The organism is Bacteroidota bacterium, from assembly GCA_016194975.1.
Lineage (GTDB): Bacteria > Bacteroidota > Bacteroidia > Palsa-965 > Palsa-965.
In genome coordinates this window covers 162,125-186,107 of the sequence record JACQAM010000022.1, presented here as the reverse complement: position 1 = coordinate 186,107, position 23,983 = coordinate 162,125, and the positions used below count along the sequence as shown (strand labels likewise).

The 23,983-nt window shown below is 44.5% G+C and carries 21 protein-coding genes; 18 read left to right on the top strand and 3 right to left on the bottom strand.

Going from position 1 to position 23,983, the window contains the following annotated elements; genetic code table 11:
* Positions 1–281: 281 nt before the first annotated feature.
* The 3 genes from HY064_14035 (at position 282) to HY064_14025 (ending at position 5,257) form a co-directional block, all read left to right on the top strand.
* A complete protein-coding gene (locus tag HY064_14035) occupies positions 282–3,725 on the top strand; it encodes a lamin tail domain-containing protein (GenBank protein ID MBI3511776.1) in 3,444 nt (1,147 codons plus the stop codon).
* 9 nt (positions 3,726–3,734) lie between these two features.
* On the top strand, positions 3,735–4,343 hold the full coding sequence (locus HY064_14030; protein ID MBI3511775.1) for a hypothetical protein: 609 nt from the start codon (positions 3,735–3,737) through the stop codon (positions 4,341–4,343).
* 134 nt (positions 4,344–4,477) lie between these two features.
* A complete protein-coding gene (locus tag HY064_14025; GenBank protein ID MBI3511774.1) occupies positions 4,478–5,257 on the top strand; it encodes an enoyl-CoA hydratase/isomerase family protein in 780 nt (259 codons plus the stop codon).
* A 107-nt stretch (positions 5,258–5,364) separates the two neighbouring features.
* On the opposite strand, the gene HY064_14020 is transcribed toward HY064_14025, so the two are convergent.
* Positions 5,365–5,877 (bottom strand): hypothetical protein, encoded by a 513-nt coding sequence (locus tag HY064_14020; protein MBI3511773.1) that lies wholly within the window; start codon positions 5,875–5,877, stop codon positions 5,365–5,367.
* A gap of 305 nt (positions 5,878–6,182) precedes the next feature.
* On the opposite strand from HY064_14020, the gene HY064_14015 reads away from it, so the two are divergent.
* From HY064_14015 to HY064_13950, 14 genes are all read left to right on the top strand, one after another.
* Entirely contained in the window at positions 6,183–7,697 is a 1,515-nt protein-coding gene (locus tag HY064_14015) for a polysaccharide biosynthesis C-terminal domain-containing protein (protein ID MBI3511772.1), read from the top strand.
* Positions 7,698–7,717: 20 nt separating this feature from the next.
* Positions 7,718–8,155: a dUTP diphosphatase gene (gene dut, locus HY064_14010; GenBank protein ID MBI3511771.1), complete on the top strand. Its 438-nt coding sequence runs from the start codon at positions 7,718–7,720 to the stop codon at positions 8,153–8,155.
* Positions 8,156–8,266: 111 nt separating this feature from the next.
* On the top strand, positions 8,267–9,280 hold the full coding sequence (locus tag HY064_14005) for a nucleotidyltransferase (protein MBI3511770.1): 1,014 nt from the start codon (positions 8,267–8,269) through the stop codon (positions 9,278–9,280).
* A 3-nt stretch (positions 9,281–9,283) separates the two neighbouring features.
* The gene (locus tag HY064_14000) at positions 9,284–10,732 is read left to right on the top strand and encodes a tetratricopeptide repeat protein (protein MBI3511769.1); all 1,449 of its coding nucleotides are present in this window, start codon (positions 9,284–9,286) and stop codon (positions 10,730–10,732) included.
* 7 nt (positions 10,733–10,739) lie between these two features.
* Entirely contained in the window at positions 10,740–11,642 is a 903-nt protein-coding gene (locus tag HY064_13995; GenBank protein ID MBI3511768.1) for a DUF4292 domain-containing protein, read from the top strand.
* Positions 11,593–12,954: a peptidoglycan DD-metalloendopeptidase family protein gene (locus HY064_13990; GenBank protein MBI3511767.1), complete on the top strand. Its 1,362-nt coding sequence runs from the start codon at positions 11,593–11,595 to the stop codon at positions 12,952–12,954. The genes HY064_13995 and HY064_13990 overlap by 50 nt, the downstream gene beginning before the upstream one ends.
* 296 nt (positions 12,955–13,250) lie before the next feature.
* Positions 13,251–13,751: a histidine phosphatase family protein gene (locus HY064_13985; protein ID MBI3511766.1), complete on the top strand. Its 501-nt coding sequence runs from the start codon at positions 13,251–13,253 to the stop codon at positions 13,749–13,751.
* A 91-nt stretch (positions 13,752–13,842) separates the two neighbouring features.
* Positions 13,843–16,005, top strand: coding sequence for a polyphosphate kinase 1 (gene ppk1, locus HY064_13980; GenBank protein ID MBI3511765.1), 2,163 nt, complete (start codon positions 13,843–13,845; stop codon positions 16,003–16,005).
* Positions 15,941–16,849 (top strand): exopolyphosphatase, encoded by a 909-nt coding sequence (locus tag HY064_13975; protein ID MBI3511764.1) that lies wholly within the window; start codon positions 15,941–15,943, stop codon positions 16,847–16,849. The genes ppk1 and HY064_13975 overlap by 65 nt, the downstream gene beginning before the upstream one ends.
* Positions 16,850–16,962: 113 nt before the next feature.
* Complete coding sequence (locus HY064_13970) at positions 16,963–17,712, top strand: 1-acyl-sn-glycerol-3-phosphate acyltransferase (protein MBI3511763.1); 750 nt, start codon at positions 16,963–16,965, stop codon at positions 17,710–17,712.
* Positions 17,713–17,754: 42 nt separating this feature from the next.
* Entirely contained in the window at positions 17,755–18,558 is an 804-nt protein-coding gene (locus HY064_13965; GenBank protein MBI3511762.1) for a hypothetical protein, read from the top strand.
* A 113-nt stretch (positions 18,559–18,671) separates the two neighbouring features.
* Positions 18,672–19,241: a hypothetical protein gene (locus HY064_13960; GenBank protein MBI3511761.1), complete on the top strand. Its 570-nt coding sequence runs from the start codon at positions 18,672–18,674 to the stop codon at positions 19,239–19,241.
* 103 nt (positions 19,242–19,344) lie between these two features.
* Positions 19,345–20,400, top strand: a complete 1,056-nt coding sequence (locus HY064_13955) for a T9SS type A sorting domain-containing protein (protein MBI3511760.1) — start codon at positions 19,345–19,347, stop codon at positions 20,398–20,400.
* Between the two features lie 41 nt (positions 20,401–20,441).
* Complete coding sequence (locus HY064_13950) at positions 20,442–20,795, top strand: hypothetical protein (GenBank protein MBI3511759.1); 354 nt, start codon at positions 20,442–20,444, stop codon at positions 20,793–20,795.
* A gap of 39 nt (positions 20,796–20,834) precedes the next feature.
* On the opposite strand, the gene HY064_13945 is transcribed toward HY064_13950, so the two are convergent.
* On the bottom strand, positions 20,835–21,902 hold the full coding sequence (locus HY064_13945) for an FAD-dependent oxidoreductase (GenBank protein ID MBI3511758.1): 1,068 nt from the start codon (positions 21,900–21,902) through the stop codon (positions 20,835–20,837).
* 74 nt (positions 21,903–21,976) lie between these two features.
* Here HY064_13945 and HY064_13940 point away from each other — a divergent pair, with 74 nt between their 5' ends.
* Positions 21,977–23,173, top strand: coding sequence for a DUF4419 domain-containing protein (locus HY064_13940; GenBank protein MBI3511757.1), 1,197 nt, complete (start codon positions 21,977–21,979; stop codon positions 23,171–23,173).
* A 20-nt stretch (positions 23,174–23,193) separates the two neighbouring features.
* On the opposite strand, the gene HY064_13935 is transcribed toward HY064_13940, so the two are convergent.
* Positions 23,194–23,958 carry a hypothetical protein gene (locus tag HY064_13935; protein ID MBI3511756.1) on the bottom strand — a complete coding sequence of 255 codons (765 nt, stop codon included), beginning with the start codon at positions 23,956–23,958 and terminating at the stop codon, positions 23,194–23,196.
* Positions 23,959–23,983 lie beyond the last annotated feature (25 nt).

Below are 23,983 nucleotides of genomic sequence, written 5' to 3'. Positions count from 1 at the left end.
CCCCGATTATAATGTACGATTCAAATTGTACATCGTAAATAAAAAAGCCCTTCCATCGGGAAAGGCCATTGTTTATTATTGCGATGCAAAAAACACAGGAGACCTTTCCTTTACAGGAGCGGTTTTTTCATCTTGCGTTTCATACAGCTGATATTCATGGGCGCAAAGATGAAACTTTTTCCTTTCCTGTGTATGCAAATTCTGAAGTTTTGTTCACAGAAAATCCACCCTTCGCAAGAGTGATTATTTTATCTTTACAAGTGTTTATTTTCAAAGGACAAATGAAATTCCGTTCGGCCGCTTTATTGGTGGTATTCTTTTTATTTGCCGGTTTCATTCCGGCCCAGATCTCTGATAACTTTTCGGATGGCGATTTTACAGCAAATCCCACGTGGAGCGGTGACGCTGCCGATTACCAGGTAAATGCTTCATTCCAGTTACAACTCAACAGTGCAAGCACCGTTGCCGATACTTCGTATCTCTCTTTTCCGAGCCCTTTCATCGGTAATGCTGAATGGGATTTCTGGGTGAAAGAAAGTTTTGCGCCTTCTGATAACAATAATGTGCGCGTTTATCTTGTTTCCGATATTGCGAATCTCAAAGGAAATGTAAATGGATATTATGTGCGAATGGGAGAGAACGGTTCGCTCGACAGTATCGATCTATGGGAACAAAGCGGAACCACGCAAACTAAGATCATAGACGGCATCAATAATCATTGCGCAGCCACCACCAACACACTTCGCATTAAAGTGACACGCGATGCCACAGGTACATGGACGTTGTATTCTGACACAACCGGCGGAACGAATTACCAGGTGGAAGGAATGGTTTTCGATAACACGCACACGACAAGCAGTTTTTTCGGCGTGTTCAGTAAATACACCATCTCCAACGTAACGAAATTCTATTACGACGATATTTATGTGGGGCCCGTAATTGTTGACAACACTCCTCCAACACTTGTTTCTGCTACGGCAACTTCTGCAACGGCGCTTGATGTTTTATTCGATGAGAATGTGGATGCGGTGACTTCCCAGGTGACAACAAATTATTCCGTAAATAATTCCATTGGCAATCCCATAACGGCTGTGCGCGATGCGGTCAATCATTCGCTCGTGCATCTCACGTTCTCCAGCAGCTTCGTGAGCGCAACCGCGTACACGCTCACGGTCACGAACGTGCAGGACCTGAGCGCGAATGCGATCACGAGTGCGAACACGAATTTTACTTATTTCCCATTGAGCAATCCTGTTTTTCATGATGTGATCATCAACGAGATCATGGCCGATCCTTCTCCCGTTGTTGCATTGCCGAATACTGAATTTGTTGAACTCTACAATCGCAGTGCAAATAATTTCGATCTCAGCGGATGGGGTTTCACAGACGGCGTTTCCAATGGGGCGCTGAATTCTGCCGTGATCCCCGCCGGCGGTTACGTGATCATCTGCGCAAATGCCGACACTTCACTTCTTTCTCCTTACGGCCCAACGGTCGGAGTAAGTTCATGGCCTTCGCTGAATAATTCGGGCGACAATTTAAAATTGATGGACGCTGCAAGTAACGTAATCGATTCTGTTGATTATGATATTTCCTGGTACCAGGATGCCATAAAACAAAATGGAGGATGGACGCTTGAACTTATTAATCCAAATGCCGGCATTGGATGTTCTCCTGCAGGAAACTGGATCGCATCGGTGAATGTTGCCGGCGGAACTCCCGGAACGCAGAATTCTGTTTACAATAATTCTCCTGATATCATTGGTCCCATTCTTCAATCGGTTTCCGCAACAGATAGTTTGCATGTTGTTTTATGTTTCAATGAAGCGATTGATCCCTCTCAACTCACTACTCTTTCCAATTACAATATTTCTCCTGCGATCGGAAATCCGATTTCACTTTATTATGATACCACAACACTCCGGTGTATTTATCTCACGCTGGGAACTGCGTTGTCTAATAACACAACCTACACGATCACATTCGGCGCGCTTACTGATTGTGCGGGCAATGCGGCGAATCCGAATTCGGGAATTTTTTCCTATCACAAAATTCAACCCTATGATGTAGTGATCAACGAGATCATGGCCGATCCCGATCCGCCGGTGCAATTGCCGAATGAAGAATATTTTGAATTGTTCAACCGCACACCGTATTCCCTTTCACTCGACAACTGGACGATCACCGTTGGAACAACGACGCGCACACTTGTTGGTGTAACCTTACCGGCCGATAGTTTTGTTGTGCTCACTTCAACGACGGCGGCCCCGCTTTTCACAGGAATAAATGTAGTGGGCGTAACAAGTTTTTCTGCGCTTACAAATACCGGTGCAACAATAACACTTCGCGATGTGAGTGGAATGGAAATTCATTCCGTCACTTATTCCGACACGTGGTACCAGAATAGCGCGAAGCAGAATGGCGGATGGTCGCTCGAACAAATTGATCCGAATAATCCGTGCGGGGGAATGAACAACTGGAAGGCTTCTGTTGCAACAGCAGGAGGAACTCCGGGTGCTCGCAATAGCGTGAATGCATCGAATCCTGATCATGTTGCTCCGCGTCTCGTTCGCGTTTCTGTTCTTGCTGCCGATAGTCTCCGTTTGTTTTTTTCAGAACCGCTCGACAGTTTAACGATGGCGAATGTGTCGCGATACACGATCGATAACAGTATCGGAAATCCGCTGAGCGTTCGTCCAGTTTCTCCTGACTTTACAAAATGCGATCTCAAGCTTCCTGTTTCCATTGTTGCAGGAATAATTTATCATGTGAGTGTGAATACTTCACTTTCGGATTGTGCGGGAAATGCACTGGAAACACCGAACGATGCGCCATTCGCATTGCCGGAAGCTGCGCTGAGAAATGATATTGTGATCAATGAAATTCTTTTCGATCCGAATGCAGGAGGAACAGATTTCGTGGAGATCTATAACCGCTCGGGTAAAGTTGTAGATCTGAAAAATATTGTTTTGTGCACGGCTGATACGGTTGCGCATATTCTCAATGATCTGAATGTGGTGGCGCCGGAAGGATATTTATTTTTCCCTTCGCAATATCTCGTGCTGAGCCAGGGTAGTGTTTTAGTACAACAGCAATATCCTTCAGAAACGAACATTGATCTCTGCCTCGACATGACGAATATCCCATCCATGAATGTTAGCGGTGGTATTGTAATTCTTGCCGACACCGGTTTTCACATCATCGATAGTCTCGTGTATTCTTCTTCCTGGCATTTTCCATTGCTGCAAACCACAAAAGGAGTTTCGCTCGAGCGCATCGATTTCGACCGGCAAACGCAGGATCCCACCAACTGGCACAGCGCTTCTGAAAACATAGGATTCGCAACGCCCACACAGCAGAATTCGCAGTATTCCCCAATGGGAACTGCTGATGACGGGGCAGTGACCGTTTCGGCGGAAACTTCGCAGCAGATATTTTCTCCCGACGGAGACGGCTACAACGACGTGATCAATATCAATTATCTTTTTTCCGAGCCGGGTTATGTGGCGAATGTTTCCGTGTACGATGCGCGCGGGCGACTGGTGCGTACGCTGGTGCGCAATGAATTGCTCGGAACAATGAACGGAAGTTTTTCCTGGGATGGAACAATGGACGATCGCACGAAAGCGCGCGTTGGCGCATACGTGATCTATTTCGAAGCGTTCAAACAGGACGGCACCGTGAAAGAATACAAGAGAAGTTGTGTGCTGGCCGGAAAACTCTGAGCAAATGACATGCGTTCCCGAAAAATAAGTTTTTCTTTTTTTATTTCCTGTTTTTTTTCCCTTCCCTCTTTTTTATTTTTATTTTTTTCCTGCAACACTCCCGCTGTTCATGAAAAAAATAATTCCGATTCCGCCCCCACTGCATCTTTTCGCACGGTGAACATCCACAATGAATACTCGCTTGAAATTCCTCTTCACCTTATTTCCACAAATTCACTGAATGCTGATGCATCTCTTCAGTTTGCCGACAATGACAGTAACGAATTTGTAACGGTGATTGATGAGGAAATTTCTGTGCTTGATGATACGTTGAGGATTTACAATACGGATCATGATCGCATTTCAAATTTTACCGCCCTGCACATGAGTATGATGAAGGCCGCGGTAAAAATTAACGGCAACGTGAAATATTCTCAACAGAACATTGACAATCTTCCGGCACAAATTGCGGAATTCGCGGCAGACGTTCCCGGTATTCCATTGCCCATCGGTTATAAAATAGCATTCGTCGCCGGTAAAAAGAAATATTATACCATCACCGCCTGGTGCCTGCAGGAAGATGAAAAAAGAAATGCCGTAGAAATGCTAAGAATGTTGCATTCATTCCGGGAGAAATAGTGGGAAAACTTTTTCAAAACTTCATTCGGAAAGAAGAAAAATATCCTTAAGGACTATTTATTTTTAGCGCCATAAAAAAATAATAGTTTATGTCTGAAACTTTAGTGGCGAAAGCTGAATCAAAAAAAATAACGATGAACTTTCCAAACCTGATCACCACGCTCGAGAACGGAATTTATACGGTCATTCTCAATCGCCCGGATAAACTCAATGCGCTGAATAAAGCGTTGCTTGCCGACCTGGAAAGTGCGATGCATTATGCCGTAACAGAAAATGCAGTGAAAGGCGTGATCATTACCGGCGCAGGACCGAAAGCATTTGTTGCAGGTGCAGATATTTCCGAATTCGTTGGCCTCGATGCAAAAGGCGGAGCGGAGTTCGCGCAGAAAGGGCAGAAAATTTTTAAATCAATTGAACTTTGTCCGAAGCCGGTGATCGCTGCCGTAAACGGTTATGCACTCGGTGGCGGGTGCGAACTTGCCATGGCGTGCCACATGCGCATTGCAGCCGAAAGCGCAAAATTCGGTCAGCCCGAAGTGAATCTCGGACTCATTCCGGGTTATGGCGGAACACAACGCCTCACGATGCACATTGGCCGCGGCCGCGCAACAGAAGTGCTCATGACCGGCGATATCATTGACGCGAAAGATGCTTACCGCGTGGGCCTGTGCAATTATCTTGTGCCAAATGATCAGCTCATTCCCAAATGCGAAGAGATCCTGAGAAAAATATTTACCAAAGCGCCATTCGCAGTTTCAGAAATTGTAAAATGTGTGGATGCGCATTACACCGATGGTGTGGACGGATTCAAATATGAAGTAGATTCATTCTCGCGCTGCTGCGGAACTTCTGATTTTGCTGAAGGAACAACATCCTTCATGGAAAAAAGAAAACCGGATTTCAAAGGGAAATGAGTGGGGAGAACGGAGAGAGGAGTTTGGAGAAAATTTTTTCATAAAAAAAATCCCGGCCTCAAATAAGCAGGGATTTTTTTTATTCGAAAGTTTCGGAATTTGTTTTTTTAATCCTTGTACATCACTTTTTCATCGTCCTTATTGTAGAAAAAACTGATGCCCATATTTTTCTTCACAAAATCGCGGAACTCCGTTGCGCTTTCGAATTCTTCCGTGATGTTATCGGTCACCGCGCGCAGTTTTACACGGCTTGCATCGCCATCCATTTTTTCCACTTTGTAATAATAATACTGTATCTCCTCTGCAGTTGGATTTCCGTCTTTATCCACTTCATAAACATTCAGAAAAAGCGCATCGCCGAGCGGTGTAATGAATCCTTTGTAATAAGTAGGTTCGCCTCCGTTCTTCGTATCTTTCTTGGTAATCTTGTACATTGTTCCTTCGAGTTCCACTTTGTAAACGTAATCTTCTTCGCCTTTGCAATCCCATTTTTTTGCAACGAGACTTTGATCGGCAATTGCATTGGAAGCATCGCCAAGTGTGAATTTCGATTCATAGGGGCAGCCCATGAACAGGAGACTGAGAGCGCCGAACAACGCGGCTATCCGTAAGGGTTTCATGTGATTTGGTTTAAGTGAGTGACAAAGTTATAATTTAATTGAAACGCGCTCATGATCTTTCGCATGAAGTGATTTTTCATTGGAGAATTCAAAAGAACGCGCCGACAATAATAGCAAAAAGCAGGCCGCATTGGAACGCCCGAAAGTGAAATACGGCAAATGCCGGATGACACAAATCGTGTTAAGTTGGTTTTTAGAGCGAAAATCGGCCGGATTTTTACCAATGATTTTAACCTTTCCTCGTTTATAAAAAGGCCATTTCCTTCCCGCGACTAAAGTATTTTAAGGCACATTCGTAGTTGATCATGAGCGCAACTCCTCTCAAGCGTCTTGCAGGACAAACAGCAGTTTACGGACTTCCCACCATTGTGGGGCGCATGCTCAATTATGCGCTCGTTCCTTTTTTCACTTACATCTTCGGTAAGCCGGCCGATTTCGGACTGAACATTGAATTCTACGCTTACATTTCTTTCCTGAATATTCTTTTCACTTACGGAATGGAAACGGGGCTGTTTAATTTTTCCGTGAGTGAGCCGGATAAAAATCTTGTTTACTCTACTGCGCTCCGTTCACTGGTGGTTTCCACAATTGTACTGAGCATTCCCTTCCTGATTTTTGCGCCATCGCTTGCGTCGCTATTACGTTATCCCGGCCACGGTGAATTTATTCTGTGGGCCATTCTCATTGTGGGAACAGATGCGCTCACGGCAATTCCATTTGCAAAATTGCGTGAAGAAAATAAAGCGAAAAGATTTGCACGCATAAAAATGCTGAACATCGCCGTCCAGTTGTTGCTGAATTTATTTTTTGTAGGCGTTTGCAAATTCTATCACGAAAAACATCCGGGATCTTTCCTCGGAAATCTTTACGATCCGCAGATCGGGATTGCTTATGCGTTCGTCGCCAACCTTGCTGCAAATATTATTTCCATTTTGTTTTTACTCCCGGAAATGCTCCGCATCCGTTACGGTTTCGATCTTTCTCTCTGGAAACGCATGATGACGTATTCTCTTCCACTGCTCATTGTAGGATTCGGCGGAATGACGAATGAAACGATGGATCGCATTCTTCTCAAATACATGTTGCCGGCAAATATTGCTGAATCGCAGGTGGGAATTTACGGCGCGTGTTACAAGATCTCGATCCTGATGACGCTTTTTGTAATGGCGTTCCGTTATGCGGCTGAGCCGTTCTTTTTCTCGAGGCAAAAAGATAAAGATGCGCACACGATGTATGGCAAAGTAATGACCTGGTTCGTGATCTTCTGCCTGCTCATCTTCCTCGGCACGACGCTGAATATTTCCTGGATAAAATATTTTGTGGGAAAAGAATATCGCGCCGGGTTGCCGGTGGTGCCCATTCTTCTGCTTGCAAATTTATTTCTTGGAATGTATTTCAATCTTTCCATCTGGTACAAACTCACCGGAAGAACGAAATTCGGAATGTGGCTTACGCTTTTCGGCGCGGCGATCACGCTGTTGCTTAATTTTCTCTGGATTCCTTCTGCGAATATTTATTACGGCGGGTACATGGGATCGGCGTGGGCAACACTCATCTGTTATGCTTCGATGATGGTGCTTTCCTATTTTGTTGGACAGAAATATTACCGCGTCGATTACGATGTGTTCCGTGTGCTGGCTTATCTCTCATTCGCGATCGGGCTTTTTTTCGCAGGAAAATATCTTCCGCTTTCTTCTCACTTTGCTGACCTGTGTGTAAAAAACCTGCTGATCATTTTTTACATCGCGGTAGTTGTGCTCATTGAAAAACCACAGCGATTCATTCGCAGAAACACTTCTTCACCCGATCCAAAATCCTGATTTTCGTACCTTCGTTTTCCATGCTGAAAGTCCCCGTCGTCAACAAATCCAAACACGAACTCCCTTCGTATTCCACACCACATTCTGCCGGGCTGGATCTTCGCGCAAATCTTGACGTGCCCGTTACGCTTGCACCACTCGGGCGCGCACCCATTCCCACGGGACTCTTCATTGAATTGCCAATTGGTTACGAAGCACAGATCCGGCCGAGAAGCGGACTTGCTGCGAAGAATGGAATTTCTGTTTTGAATTCTCCCGGTACGATCGACGCTGATTATCGCGGCGAAATAAAAGTGATCCTTGTGAATTTATCCAATGTTCCATTCATTGTAAACGACGGAGAACGTATTGCACAAATGGTCATCGCAAAACATGAACAGATAAGCTGGATGCCGACAGAAAATCTTGCTTCCTCTGAAAGAGGAGACGGAGGATTCGGACATACAGGAACGAAATAAAAAAAATCCCGAATTCCAAAAAACAAATTTCAAAGAATTCCTAATAATGAAACGTAATACTTCATACCGGATTTGGAATTTGAAATTTGAAATTTTTGAATTTTATATGTTATGAAAATAATTATCCCGATGGCGGGCATGGGAAAACGGATGCGCCCGCATACACTCACCGTTCCGAAACCGCTCATACCGGTTGCCGGAAAACCTATTGTGCAACGGCTGGCAGAAGATATTGCCGTGGTGTGCAATGAACCGCTGGAAGAAATTGCTTTCATCATCGGCCCTTTGTTCGGAAAAGAAGTGGAGCAAATGCTGCGCGATATTGCGACTAAACTGGGCGCCAAAGCAACCATCACTTACCAGGAAGAAGCGCTGGGCACTGCGCACGCGATCCTATGCGCGAAAGAATCGCTCGAAGGAAAAGTTGTCGTTGCGTTTGCTGATACACTTTTCAAGGCAGATTTTAAACTTGATTCATCAAAAGAAGGAATCATCTGGGTGCAGAAAATCAATGATCCGCGTATGTTCGGCGTAGTGAAAGTGAATGCGAATGATGAGATCACCGATTTCATTGAGAAGCCGCAGCAATTTGTAAGTGACCTCGCCATCATCGGGATCTATTATTTCCGCGATGGAAAAAATCTGCGTAATGAATTGCAATATCTTCTCGACAACAACATCCGCGACAAAGGCGAATACCAGTTGACGAATGCGCTCGAGAATATGAAGAACAAAGGCCTGAAATTTTCGCCGGGAAAAGTTACCGAGTGGCTCGATTGTGGAAATAAAGATGCAACCGTTTTCACCAATCAGCGTGTGCTGGAATTCCGCCGGAATGAAAAAGGACTTGTGTCATCTTCTTTGAATTCGGTGAACAGTAAAATTATTCCGCCGTGTTTCATTGGAGAAAATGTGAAACTGGAAAACGCCACCATAGGCCCGCATGTTTCTCTCGGCGACAATACCAGTGTTGCGAATTCCGTTATTGAAAACAGCATCATCCTCTCCGGTTCGAAAATCTCGCATTCAGAAATACGGAATTCCATGATTGGGAATCACGCGGAGGTTGATCATGTGCATGGCGATGTTTCACTCGGCGATTATAATGTTTTAAAACTTTCGTAAGGCATGCGTTTTTTCATTTACATTTTCTTTTTGATCGTGCTTGCATCATGCAATGTGATGGGGCATGGGCCGAAAAAGAAAAAGAATGATGAAGCAGGTTTCTCGAATCCAACAGCGCAACGCCACGATCCCATCACGGTGAAGCAATCGCTTCTCGAAGAAACTTTCACAGCGGGACTCATCCAGAAATCGATCGGCAATCCTGCGCAAGCGCTCGTGAGTTTCCAGACCGTGCTCAAAATGGATCCGAAATGCGGCGCTGCAGATTATGAGATCGCGGGAATCATGCAGCAGCAGGGAAATTTTTCTGATGCGGTGCAGTATGCAAAAAATGCGGTGGACAATGATCCCCAGAATAAATGGTACGATTTCCGCTATGGAGAATTGCTTGAAGCGAACGGGCGCCACGACGAATCCATAAAAATTTTCAAAGATCTTTCGGACAAAGATCCAATGAATACCGACCTGCTTTTCCGTTTGGCGGATGAACAGAAACGCGCCGGCAAATATGATGATGCTTTGAAAACTTATAATAAGATCCAATCCATAGAGGGAATTTCAGATACGCTGGCGAATGAAAAGATCGCGCTGTTTGAGATCACAGGTAACAAAGAAGCTGAAAAAAGCACGCTGGAAACTTTGGTGAAATATTTTCCGACGAAAGAAAACTACGCCCGCATTGTGGATTTCAAGGAAAAAAATCATCTGGATTATGAATTTGATCTTGTGGATTGGCAAAAGAATTATCCCAATGATATCCGTCCACAATTGAAAATAGCAGAACTCGAAATGCACTCTGATGCACTTAGTGATCGCCCGAGAGGATTTGAACTGGCAATGAATGCTTTTCAATTTTATCCCGAAGGTGAAAATGAAAAAATAAAATTCCTGGCAAAAAATTATCCCATTTCCGATTCCACACACATTACCGGCGAGAAAAAAAAGCAGGCCGATTCACTCTGCGCCATTCTCAGGAAAATTTACCCCGACGATCCCGGATCATTTTACATCAGCGGAGATTATTTCTACAACGAAGGGCAATTGGATAAGGCTGTGAAAAATTATTCGAAGGCCATTGTACTTGGAGAAACCGAATACCTGCCCTGGAAAAGAACTATGGAAATTTATTTTTCTGAAAGCGCTTATGATTCTGCACAGAAATATTGTAATAAAGCGCTGGAAATTTTTCCGCTCCAGCCCGATCCTTATTATTTTCTCGGAAGTATTTTCTACGCGAAAAAAGAATTTAAAAAAGCAGCGAGCTATCTTCAGTCGGGACTGGATATGGCTCCCGGTGATGTTCTGCTCAATGAACGCATGGGCGATACGCAATACCGGCTCGATAACGCCGATGCTGCAATGACCTTCTGGAAAAAAGCAAAAGACGGCGGCGGCAAAGGAGAAGCGCTGGAACGGAAGATCCGAACCGGAAAAATGGAAGACAAAGAATAAATTGTACATGAAAAATATTCTGCCCCTCTCACTTACTTTTCTGCTGGCACTGGTCCTATGCACTACTTCTTCGTGCAAACGAAAGAAAAAAAATACTACGCAGGTTACACCGGATACAACATCGCAAACGACGGTCGATAATTGTCACATGGATCGCCGCGCACCAAAATCGCTCATCGCTTCCATGCGCAGTAAAGAATTCGATTTTGTGTGGATGAGTGCAAAATTAAATTGTGAAGCATCGGACGACAGTTCCACTACAAGTTTCAATGTCATGCTGCGAATGAAAAAAGACAGCGCGATCTGGATGAATGTTACCGATCCTGTCATCGGAATTTCTGTTGCGCGCGCATACATAACGCGCGATTCCGTGAAGTTCATGCAGTTTCTTCCGCAGCAGAAATGTTTCGCCGGCGATTTTGCCATTCTCAGTTCCATGCTGCAGATCGATGTGGATTTCGATATGATGCAGTCGTTGCTCATTGGCAACAGCGCTTCATTTTACGAAGAAGATGAAAAACTGAAATCGTCGGTGAATGAACAAAGCTGTAATTATGTGCTGAGCACGATCCGCAAGCGAAAACTGAAAAAAGCGCTCGAAGCACAAAAACCGCCGGACGATCCTTTCCAGACAATATCACTCGACCCTTCTACGTTTAAAATCATGCGGATACTGTTCGTCGATGCAAAGAACAGAACTTTTACAGCCGATTACAGCGAGTTTTCAAAAGAAGATACTTTGTCTTTCCCGCATCACGAGATTTTTTTCGGACGCAGTGAATCAGCTTCAGCGCAACTTGATGTTGTTTTCAAACGTATTACACTGAATCAACCACTCGAATTCCCATTCTCTTTTCCCGATGACTGCAAACCGATCATACTCAAGCAAGGCCCTCCGGAGAATCATTAAACTCCCTGCCTGTATTTTTCTTGTCGCTGCTCTCGTGGTGACTGGTGCATCATTCGTGTATGCGCAGAAGAAAAAAACAAAAACAAAACCGAAAGCGGAAAAACTCGATAAGAATTCCCTGCAGAAAAAGAAAGCGAGTTTGCAGGCCGATATCGATCTCACTGATAAACTGCTGAAACAAACGCGGCGCTCGAAAACACTTTCGCTGAGCCAGCTTGTGGCGCTCAACCAGAAGATCTCCGCAAGAGAAGCACTCATAAATGAGATCGGTTCGGAAGTGAATGATATTTCCAGAGAGATCACTGACGACAATAGTTCAATCGAACGGCTCGACACGGAAGTTGCGCAGCTGAAACGCGATTATGCAAACATGATCGTTTTCGCTTACCGCAACCGGAATCCGTACGAACGCATGATGTTTATTTTTTCTTCATCCGATTTCAACCAGGCGTACCTGCGTATGCGCTACATGCAGCAGGTGGGCGAAGACCGGAAAATACATGCGCAGGAAATCGGGGATACATTGCTTGCGCTCAATGAAAATAAACGTGATCTCGAAGAGCAACTTGCAGAAAAAGAAGCGCTGCTCGATTCGCAGGAAACAGAACATCATGCACTCGCCGCAGAAAAAGATGATAAGGATAAAACTTTCCGCGACCTTCAATCGAAAGAATCGCAATTGAAAGAAGATCTTGATAAAAAGAAAAAAGAGAAATCAGATATCGACGCTGCCATTCAGAAAATGATCGCTGATGAGGCAGCGCGCGCTGCGGCAAGTGCAGCAAAATCTTCTTCAGGAAATAATTCCAAATCGAAAAATAATGATGTCCCCGCTTCAAAAGATGCTCCACCGAAATTGGTGCTCACACCCGAAGCAGAAAGTCTCGGCAATAGTTTCGCCGGAAACCAGGGCGCACTTCCCTGGCCGGTGCAGCAGGGATCCATCATTTCTCATTTCGGAAAACATGAGCATCCTGTTCTGCAGGGCGTGATGGTGAATAACAACGGGATCGATATTGCAACTACAACTGATGCCGATGCGCGTGCGGTTTTCGACGGAGAAGTTACCGGCGTCACCAACATCGCCGGATCGGGATGGCTGGTGATCGTTCGTCACGGAGAATATTTAACTGTTTATGCAAAATTAGAATCGGTGAATGTAAAACAGGGCGATAAAGTGAAAACAAAACAAGCGATCGGAAAAGTTTCTGAAGACCCGGATGAAAATCAAACGGTATTGCATTTTGAAGTGTGGAAAAGCGGCGTTGGAAAAATGGATCCGGAACAATGGCTGATGAAATCGGCGCACTGATGAGGTCATTGGTCATTAGGGTTAGCACTTTTCTAATTCACATTTTCGTAATCAGCATATCCGCACTTTCCGCATTCCGTTCCCGCATTCGTAATTAGCAAATTCGCACTTCGCACTTTCGCACCTATTCGCACTTCGTTCCCGTATTCGTAATTAGTATATTCGCACTTCGCACTTTCGCACCTATTCGCACTTCGTTCCCGTATTCGTAATCAGTATATTCGCACTTCGCATTTTCGCACCTATTCGCACTTCGTTCCCCCATTCGTAATTCGTGAATTCGCCAATTTCGTAATTTGAAAACACTCTACCTCATCCGTCACGCAAAGTCTTCCTGGAATACTGAAGGGCTTGATGATATTGACCGTCATCTCAGTTATCGCGGTTATTCCGATGCGCATGAAATGGCGAAACGCCTTAAAAATTCCATTCGTGAATCTTTCATTGTGTCGAGTCCTGCTGTGCGGGCGCTCACTACTGCACTTATTTTTTCCCGGCATCTCGATCATGATCCTTCACGCATTCACATTGCCAAAGAACTTTATGAATCGGATGTGAATGCTTACTGTAATGTGATCGCCGGTCTTCCGGAAGAAAAACACTGCATCCTGCTTTTCGGCCATAACCCTGTGATCACAGCCACCGCTAATTTTTTTGGCGGAACAGAATTGGGAGATCTGCCCACGTGTGGCATTGCCGGAATTTCATTCGAAGAACCGGCCTGGAAAAAAATTTCGGGATCGCGTGGAAAACTCGTCCTCTTTGATTTTCCGAAAAATAAAATCAACGGGAAATGAATCCTTTGTCAGGAGTGAGATAACCTCGCGGAAACTTTCTATTTTCACTCAGCAATTCTGAATTTCCCTTCCCGGGGATTCCGCATTTTATATGAAAATAAAAAATCTCAAAAAAAAATTACCGCTTGTCAACCGCGAGGTGAGCTGGCTGATGTTCAACGACCGTGTACTGCAGGAAGCGGAAGACCGTTCCAATCCGTTGCTCGAGCGTTTGCGTTTCCTTGGAATTTATTCAAACAACCGCGATGAATTTTTCCGTGTGCGCGTGGCCACGCTCAAGCGCCTTTCGCGCATCGGGAAAAAAGTGGTGGAGTCGCTAGGCGGTGATCCCGATTTTATTCTCGAGCAAGTGCAGCGCCGCGGTGTAGGGTCTTCACTGCGCTTCGAACGGATTTACCGCGAGATCCTCGGTGAACTGGAGCGGCACCGCATTCACATCATTGACGAAAAAGAGATCACGAAAGAACAGGGCGAATGGATACGCGGATTTTTTCATGATCGTGTAATGGCCATGCTCTTCCCGATCATGCTCGACAGCGCGCCATCGTTTCCGTACCTGAAAGACCAGTCTATTTATCATGCAGTAAAATTAGAGCGGCGCGAAAAGAAAAAAACGCGTTATGCGCTTGTGGAAATTCCAACGGATACACTTTCACGTTTCGTGGTTCTTCCGCAACGGGGCGCACATCATTACATCATTCTACTCGATGATGTGATCCGTTATTGTCTCGATGAAATTTTCCCTTCGCACGAATACCTGCGCGTGAGTGCCTACACGATCAAGCTCACGCGCGATGCGGAACTGGATATTGACAATGATATTTCTAAAAGTTTCATTGAGAAAATTTCAGGAAGTCTCAAGAAAAGAAAAAAAGGAGCGCCCGTACGTTTTCTCTACGACAAAGCGATGGCGCATGACCTGTTGCATTTTCTCCGCAAAAAACTGAAAGTTCTCAAGGGAGATAATATCGTTCCCGGATCGCGCTATCATAATTTCAAGGATTTTATTTCATTTCCAGATCTCGGTCATAAGGAACTGGTGTGGCCGGAGGTAACGCCGATCGATCATCCGCGTTTCACAAAAGGAGAAAGTGTTTTTCATGTGATCCGCCAGAAAGATGTTTTGTTGCATTACCCTTTTCATTCCTTCCATCACATCATCGATATATTGCGGGAAGCTTCCATTGATCCTCGCGTGAAAAAAATACAGATCACACTTTATCGCGTTTCGAAAAATTCGAACGTGGTGAATGCGCTTATCAATGCAGTGAAGAATGGTAAAGAAGTAGTCGTGGTGATGGAACTGCAGGCGCGATTTGACGAGGAGAATAATATTTTCTGGGCGAATCGTTTGCAGGAAGAAGGAGCGCGTGTCATTTTCGGTGTGCCGAATATTAAAGTGCATTCGAAACTTTTTCTCATTTCAAGACAGGAAGAAGGAAAACTGGTGGACTATGCGCACGTCGGTTCCGGAAATATGAATGAGAATACGGCAAAGATCTATACTGATAAATCGCTGCTCACTGCCGACAAACGGATTACGCAGGAAGTGCGGGAAGCTTTTTTGTTTTATCATGATAATCTCAAACACGGATCCTACAAACATCTTTGTGTTGCGCCGTTCACGATGCGGAAAAAATTTATTTCACTCATTGAAAAAGAAATTGAAAATGCAAAACGCGGCCGGCCGGCATGGCTCATTTTAAAACTGAATAATCTTGTAGACCGGGAAATGATCCTGAAACTTTACGAAGCGAGTCGTGCAGGTGTGCGCATCAAACTCATTGTACGCGGTACCTGTTCGCTGGTTCCCGGTGTGAAAAATTTCAGCGAGAATATTGAAGCGCTCAGCATCGTCGGAAGATTTCTCGAACACAGCCGCGTGTTTATATTTTGCAACGGAGGCGAAGAAAAGTATTTCATATCTTCGGCCGACTGGATGACGCGGAATCTCGATTATCGCTCGGAAGTTGCAGCGCCAATCTACGACAGGGAAAGTCAGCTTGAACTGAGGCACATTATCAGTCTTCAGCTCCGCGATAACATGAAAGCGCGCATCATCGGCGGAAAAGAAGAAAATGCTTATCGGAACAGGAAAAACACAAAAGCAGTCATCTCACAGGATGAGATCCGGAATTTTCTCGAGCGGAAAGCAAAAGCGATCAGGCGGGAAATAACAAAAAAGAAAGTTGAAGTTCGGAGCAATCGACATAGGATCAAACGCGGTACGCCTTCTTCTCGGAAACGTGTATGAATCTTCCGGCGGCGCTATTTTCAAAAAAGCCGATCTCGTTCGCATTCCGCTGCGTTTAGGCGAAGATGCCTTCCTCCAGAAAAAAATCTCCAAAGAGAAACTCGAAAAACTCATCATTGCGATGAAAGTTTTCCGGCAGCTCCTGAATTTTTACGAGATAGACGAATACAAAGCCTGCGCAACTTCTGCCATGCGCGATGCATCGAATGGCGTGGATGTGGTGGCACAGGTGCTGCACGAATCAGGAATCGCCATCGAGATCATTGACGGAAAAACCGAAGCGCAAATCATTTATTCCAATCATGTTGCAGAAAAACTCGATCAGAATAATTCCTATCTCTACATCGATGTGGGCGGTGGAAGTACAGAGCTCACACTTTTTTCCGGCAATAAAGTGATCGCATCGCGCTCGTTCAACGTGGGCACTATTCGTTTCCTCAACGATCTTGTTGCGAAAGAAACGTGGGCCGAATTCAAAGAATGGGTGAAGGAAAAAACAAAAGATCATCATCCGCTCATGGCCATCGGTTCGGGCGGAAACATCAACAAAATTTTCAAGATGTCGCGCAAAAAACAGAATCGCCCGCTCACTTACAATAAACTGAAAGAACTGCACGAATTCATTTCTTCCTTCTCTCTCAAAGAACGCATCGAAGTGCTCGGGCTCAATGATGATCGTGCCGATGTGATCGTGCCTGCGGGAAAAATTTTTCTCTCCGTGATGAAGAATGCGCAGATCAATAAACTCTATGTTCCGCAAATCGGAATGGTGGACGGCCTCATTCACCTGCTCTACGAAAATCACATTGGTAAAAACAGGCAGGGATTGGTTTTCAGTGAATGACCGGTTACGGATTACGGATATACAGATCGCGGATTTTTTCTTCACACCAGGCAATTTGTCAAACAGGGATCAGCGATCCGTATATTCGTAAACATTCGTAATCTGTACCCCGCTTGTTTTTACTCCGCATACTGAAAACGCTTTTCGGAATTTACGCACTGCTCTGGTTCGTCATCCTGCTTCTTCTTGCTGCACCATTTGCCATTTTTGCGCTCACTGTTTTCCACGGAAAAAAAAGAACAATGATCGCTCATCGCATTGCGCGTATGTGGGCGACCTCGCTTCGCATTTTTCTTTTTTTACCATTGACGGTGCGCAATAAAAATTTTATCGATCCAAAAAAAACTTACGTTTTCATTGCCAATCACCAGTCGCAACTTGACATCCCCGTTTACATTTCATCGTGTGGAAATACTTTTCGTTTTCTTGCGAAAGCAGAACTCATTAAAATTCCAATTTTCGGTTACGTGGTGAAATCACTTTATGTAACCGTGAATCGCACCGAGCGCGCCGACCGGAACAAGAGCATCGAGATCATGCGCCGTTCACTCAATGAAGGTGTTTCTGTTTTTCTTTGTCCGGAAGGAACGCGCAACCGGAAAAAAGATCCTCCTCTTCTTGAATTCCGCGATGGAGCATTCCGCCTTGCTATTGCCACACAAACTCCGCTCGCTATACTTACCGTCCTCAATACCGATGACAAATTATCTCCCAATCACGCCGTGGAACTTTCGCCGGGAAGAATTCATGCCGTGTGGGATCCGCCAATTGAAACAAAGGGCTTGAAGGAAGAGGATATTCCTGCCCTGAAAGAAAAAGTGAGAGCCATGATGATCGGGCATATCTGCAAGTGGAGAAAATAATTCTCAAATTCGTTTCGTATCTTTCGTTCGGAAAAACTATTTATGCGCAGATTATTCTTCCTGGTCCCGGTATTTTTTGCAGCTTGCACGGAAAATAATTCCGGTAATCAAAATCCCGGCATTGTAAAAAATGATACGATCAGATCCGACACCGCTTCCGACTGGCGCTCGCTCACGGAAAGCTGGACCGCTTCACTCAACATGAAGAATGCTTCCATCATGCGGTCTTTTTACGCTGATTCAGTTCTTTATTACGGCGATAAAATTTCAGGCGCCGTTGTGGTGGAGAGACAATCGAATTATTTTTCCCAGAACAACGATTACCGGCAGCGGATCACCGAATATATTTCTGAAGAGCAACAGCCCGACGGAAACTGGCGCGTGCGCATCACCAAGCGTGTGACTGCCGGAGGGAAAACCGCAGATTACCCGGCGTCACTCATTTTTGCAAAACAGAACGGCGTTTGGAAAATTGTTGCGGAGAGCGATGACATTTCTGATCTCAACAAAGCGAGAAACATCGGCGTTCATTATGCGCCCGAGGAAGTAACGGTCGAAGGATTGATGGAACAAACAACCGGTTTCGGAAAAGTAAAAGACGGCGATCCGAAGAGTGATGCGAAAATAACGTACGTCATCATCTGGCCTTCTTCTAAACTTGATGTAAGTGGCGGTGATTCTCCAACGGAAAATAATATTGATCGGTTGCAGGTGGAAGGAGATATGAAAACGATAGGCGGATTGCTGAATAAAAAAGTCACCATAAAAGGAACGCTCTCACACGGCGATGATAAACATTTCACGAAGGTGGTGCTGCATGAGAATTCGATAGATGAAGTGAAATAAAAATTATTGGTTATTGGTTATTGGTTATTGGTTATTGAAAAAAGAGGGGCTTGATTTTGCTTTTTTTCACACAACCTTTTTTCTCCCCCTCCGTCTTTTCCTAAACATTGCTCATGAAAAAATATCTTTTCATTTTCACAATACTATTTGCTGCAACACAAATTTACTCGCAGACACAGAAAAAAGATCAGCTCATCAGCGGACTCGGTTACGGAAACGGTTCTCATTCGCGGTTCGGAACGAACATCAATATTTCACTTACAGCTTCTTACCAGTATTTTCTTTTTAAAAATTTTTCCGTTGGCGCTGGTGTGAATTCTTTTTCGTCCTGGTACTCCGATCGCGAAATGCTCAACCGCAGTTGCTCCATCCGTCTTTTCCCGGAAACGCGTTATTATTTTTTCAACGGACGATGGAAGCCCTACGTTTTTCTCAATGGCGGAACGGGATGGACAAGATGGAATTCCGGAACTGTTTACACACGACGGCTCCCGTGGTCGACTGAAGAAGGGATCGGGCTGAATTATTTTGCGTCGCCAAAAGTAGGAATTGAAGCGCGCGTAGGGTATCTCACGAATTTTCCGCAGAATGGAAATTACCATTATGCAAGCGGACAATTGAATTTTAAAATGGGAATTGTTTATTCGATCCGTTATACTTCGAAAAAAGTGATGACGAACTGATAGTTCGGTTGTCGGCGATATTCTTTGTATTCGCGGGAATTTTCAGGAATGTTTCCCTGCGCATGCAGCTGTTTTTTAGCTACCATTGATAAAACATTCCACCATGAAAAAACTGCTCCTCTCTTCTGCATTTCTTTTTTCGCTTGCTCTTCATTCACAAACTTTCAGCGGGCCGGAGAGTGTGGAGCCCGATGCAGTTTATCATCGCTGGATCGTAGGAAATAATAATTTAGGAACCATCGTTTCCGATTATCCTGCGAGCGCAACTACGCTTCCGTTCTATTCTTCTCCCGCGCTCACAACGGGCCCGCACGGGATCGAGATCATGGGCAGCACCGCGTACGTGTGCGATGGCGCTTACCTGCGCGGATATGCGCTCTCGAATGGAGCGAATACTTTCAATATCAATTGCGGCGCAACTTTCCTGAACGGCTTGACCACTGACGGAAGCAATTATTTATTCGCAACAGATTTCACTGCAAAAAAAATTTACAGGATAAATCCCGCAGCGAATTCCTACAACATCATGGCCAGCACTACGAAAACTCCCAATGGAATTTATTACGACGGTGCGAATAACCGCTGCGTATTTGTAACGTGGGGAACGAATGCGCCCATACAGGCAATGTCGCTTGCTGATTCTACCATTTCAACGCTCACGACTACTACGCTGAGTAATTGTGATGGCGTAACAAAAGATATGGCCGGTTACTGGTACGTTACATCGTGGGGAAATAATTCTCTCAATCGGTTCACGCCAACTTTCACTTCACCGACCGTGGTGATGAGCGGGCTCAACAGCCCGGCGGACATTGGCATAAATGCAGCCGGAGATTCCATTGGCATTCCGAATAACGGAGGAACAACAGTAGTGTTTTACACGGGCATTACTACTTCAGCAAATATTATTTCACAACTGATAGCTGTTTCTGTTTTTCCGGATCCGGCTGCTGATATTTTGAATATTTCATTGGGAGAAAAATACTTTTCTGGAACAGCAGAAATTTATTCAGCAGATGGAAAATTTATTTCTTCCGATCATTTTGCCGGAAGGACAAAAATTATTTCTGTTTCTGAACTTGCGGGTGGAATTTATTTTCTTGCTTTGAAAAATGATACGGGAGAAATTGTGGCGAGAGAAAAGTTTGTGGTGGAATGAGAATAAAAAATTTACAAAGTAACTGACCAATCCCCTAAGAGATGAAAAGCAATAAGAATGAACTTCCAACGGTAGTTGGATTTATGATAATTTTTGTCGCCGTCATGGCGCGTTTGCCCCAAAGTGAGTATGATCTTGAAAGTATAAATTGGTTTACCTGGGTGGTTTTATTTGTGCTCCTGCTGGTTAACTGTAAATGGGTATCAAACATTGCGAAACGACAAAAAAGAAATTCCAGATTCTGGAGTCTTTTTGCTTTTTTTGCTCCTGTACCCGCATTAATTATTATTGGATTACTTGACGAAAAAAGTCCCCCTGCGCAGGTGCGTCCCACCACTAAGTTGGTAAAGGAAAAAATAAAATTGGGTAACTTATATTTAGAAGACGAAAACTGAGCCCCTCTTTCTGATCATTGATTGGCGTGATTTTCTTCCTCACAAAAATCTCCCCACGCTCACCTCCACCGGCAATTCTTTTCCTTCTTCCATTTGCAAAACCAATTGTTCACTCAGCCACGGCGCAAGAAAAACCGCTTTGCTTCCCATTCCATTGAGAATTCCCAGTTGAGAAATTTCCGTATGAATGCCAATGACAGGCCGGCGATCCTGCATAGCGGGGCGAATTCCTGCATACCGGCTCACCACTTTTATTTCTGCGCTGATGAATTTTTTTGCTTTGCTGATCAATTCTTCGATCGCGTTTTCAGTTGACGTTTCATTCACCGCATCATTATCAAATGTAGATCCGAGAATAAAAAGTTCATTCCCCAATGGAAGGAGTGAACATCCGCGGCTGAAAATATCGTCGGTTGAAAACCCGGGAATATGCACGTGCAGCAGTTGTCCTTTCGATTGTTTGAATGGAATTCCGCGGAACCATTTGCTTTGCGAAATAAAATGCCCGTTGCATAAAATGATTTTTTTTGCCGCTATCCTGTTGTCGTAAACAACATCATCATTTCCGAACATCACTTTCTCTTCTTCAAACTTTTCTTCCAGCAGATTATTTTCAGTTTTCAGTTTTTCATTCACCACGTACAGCAGCATCCCGCAATCGACATTTCCTGCACCCTGCACAAGCCCTATCCCGAACGGGGCATTTATTTTTTCTGAAATTTTTTCGTCAATGATATTTTCATCCGCAAAAAGATTTTGTTTTTCAATGCAGGCGCGTTCCCACAATTTCCGTTCATCGGCGCTGGTAAATATTTTCAGCAATCTTCTTTCAGTAAGAATTTTCTTCCCCGAACTATTTTCTGCATAAGAATAAATTTCTTTCACAGCAGCATGCATCTCGTGCGCGCGCCAGTTATTCATCATCTGCCGGAAATTGAAAGGATTGAAAACTCCCGCTGCAATTTTTGAACTGGAAGAAAGTTCCGGCTGGTCAATGACCACCACGCTTCTCCCGCGCTTCATGAGTATCAATGCAAGCACACTTCCACAAATTCCCTGCCCGACGATGATGTAATCTGCTTTGCGCATAGTTGTAAAGGTAAACACGGGAATGATTTTTGCAGTGCTTATGGAAACGCCCTCCATTTTGCGTCTTCATTCATAACCCAAAACGCACGCACTTGAAAAAACATCTTCTCTTCACCGCCCTTTTCCTCGGCAGTTTTTCTTTCGCACAAACGACGGCAAAAAAATCCGTCACTTTCGATGTATGTGATCTGCAGCAAAAACCGCTGCAGGTTTCAAACATCTGTTATAAAAATGTAGTGGATAAAATGTGCGGTCCCGGAGTGGAAGCATGGAACAAAGGCGTGGATTCGCTTGTTTATTATAACTACAATCCATTCGTCGCAACCGTGCGCGAAGCGTATTATGATCATCGGCCTCTCACACTTTCTCCCGATATGATTTGGCTGCTCATCACACAGGAATTTGCAATTCACGTAGATCAGAATTCAGAAAGTCTTCGCCATTACTTCGTGGATTTCGACGGGAAAAAAGTTCTGAAAGTGGAAGATGATGATCTGCGCAAAGGAAACCCCGACAATCAATGGGATTCTATTTTTCCTCAATTCACAAAACAGATCGGCGAAAATACAGGGCAGGAACTTCTGAATAATACGCTTGCTGATTTTTCTACAACAACCCCCACGGCAAAAGCCGCTTGTGAAATTACACTGATGGATGCTATGAGCAGTTATTTTGTTTATGCAGTTTACACTTCCATTGGTTGCGGTATTCCCAAAATTACCCTCGAAGGAACAACTGCCGACTGGGAAAAGCTGCGCACAAAAACACTTTCTCTCGGAAAATATGATTTTAAATGGTGGACCGATTCAATTGCTCCTATTCTCAATGAATTTGTAGATGCATCGAGAGGAGAAGTAGATAAAGATTTCTGGTCGAAAATATACAACATAGAATATCGCCTGAAAAGTTCGGGTGGTTGCGGTGGAGGCGCTGTCACGTACCAGATCGATCTCATCTCCGGATGGATGCTTAAATTTTTTCCTTACCAGCAGGATGGACAGGGAAAATTTACCAGGAGAAATAATTTGATGGACCCGGTAGAAGATCCTAAAATTTTCCCGAAAGGATTTGCCTCTGCCGATTTTTATTGGCTCTATGACGACAACGGAGTTGATACCACTTACCAGATGCAGTTCATTGCAGGCTTCATGGGAATGAAAATTGACCGAGCAACAGGAGCGCTGCAACCGGAGATTGGCTGGGCTATTCGTGACACGGGGAAGAAAGGCATCAAGAGTGACGACGCGAAATATGCGAACGATATTAATAAGTGGCCTGATCCGAAGTAGAAGCTTGAATACGAATATCGTTATTCATAATTTTTGGTTTTCCCGTGCCCATGAGATTTATCAAGAACTTTTCCTGTCTCCGCACTGATTCGTATGCTGCAATAATGTGAGATGGTGCAACCATTCGTGTGACGGCAGGGTCCCATGAAAGTTTCACGTACTTTATCAGAAGTAATATTCCAAGTCCGAAACTCAGCGCTGTACCTGATGTCCTCCACTCGCCAGGCAAAATGCATTTTATAATATCCTTCTTTCTTCGCAATAGCAATTGCTTTCCTCATTGAGATCGGCATTCCCGGAGACGAAAAACTTATTTCATTCAGAATAATTGTTCTTCCGCTTTCGAATTCCTGCAACCATGGCGATTCTTTCGTTCCGAACTCAGCTATCGGTTGGGCACAAAAACATTTGATCATCATCCAGTCTCCGGAATTCTTTTTTCTTATTCTTATCCCGACATAATGAGGCCCGTCGACCGCGAGCCGGAATCGGAATTCCCATACAGCAGTTTTTATTTTTCCATTTGAGAAAATAGAATCGTGATACAGTAATGAAGATCCATCGCCAAGCACCAGTGGATATTTCAGTTCGGTCAAAACAAGTGTGTCATTATACTCTCCGAAAAAAGACAGTTCCAGCGAATCATTAGGAAAAGAAACATCGCCGAGACTGTTATATTCGGTCGGCCCGATCAATTTCAGGAAATAACTCATAGCAGTATCCTGCGCGCGGCAGTGACTGGGAAAAAGAAATAAAACAGTCAGAAAAAGGAGGAAGTACCTCATGGGGTATCCATTAAATGTAAGTCTT